This is a genomic window from Bartonella sp. MR168JLCBS (assembly GCF_042194175.1).
The window spans coordinates 1-658 of the sequence record NZ_JBHIMP010000441.1 but is presented as its reverse complement, the minus strand read 5'-3'; the positions used below and the strand labels follow the sequence as shown (position 1 = coordinate 658).

Annotated in this window: 1 pseudogene; it reads right to left on the bottom strand. The window is 36.8% G+C overall.

The features are described 5' to 3' along the window. A pseudogene (locus tag ACFIK8_RS11850) lies at positions 1-440 on the bottom strand (microcin ABC transporter permease); the annotation flags it as partial. Between the last annotated feature and the right edge of the window lie 218 nt (positions 441-658).

The following is a 658-nucleotide window of genomic DNA, read 5'->3' as shown; positions in this document are numbered from 1 at the left end:
ATAACGTAGGAAATCAGCAATTGCCAAAACCCGAGTAAAAGAGAAACAGGTAAAGCACTCTATAAGCGCAATAACCGAACGTCCTTGTGTATAAGAATCCCCAAAATCAAAACACAGATAAAGGTCAAGCATTGTCAAATAACGCTCCAACGGCAGCTTATCAAATCCAAATTGCTATTCAAGTTTGGCAATAAATTCTGGATCAAAATCCTTGCGCACCACGATATTTAAAAACTCCCGAAGAAAACGATCCAACATGTGCATCATCCAAAACGACATCAGAAGAAAGACCAGAACACTCCCCCACCTATTCCTTGTAACTGAGCGACAATATTTTCAATAAGTCCTCCTGGCGTAAATTGAATAATAATAAACGTTACTGTTAAGATACCAATTAGTGTCGGTATAATCAGGAAAAAACGTCGGAGAATATAAAATATAAGCTGCTATTTTCTATTCCCATTTTCCGATATAGTCGATCGAGTTAATTTTAAATGATGATCAATAATAACTTTTTTGATAAATCCATGAAACGCAAATTACAAACAAAAACCCCATTGCATCTCTTCGTAAAATAAGCGCTTTTGGCACATTCAACTTGGCTTGTCTTCTTTTTATCGCATCGGCAAAGAAACAGGATGATCGGACAAACGGCGTA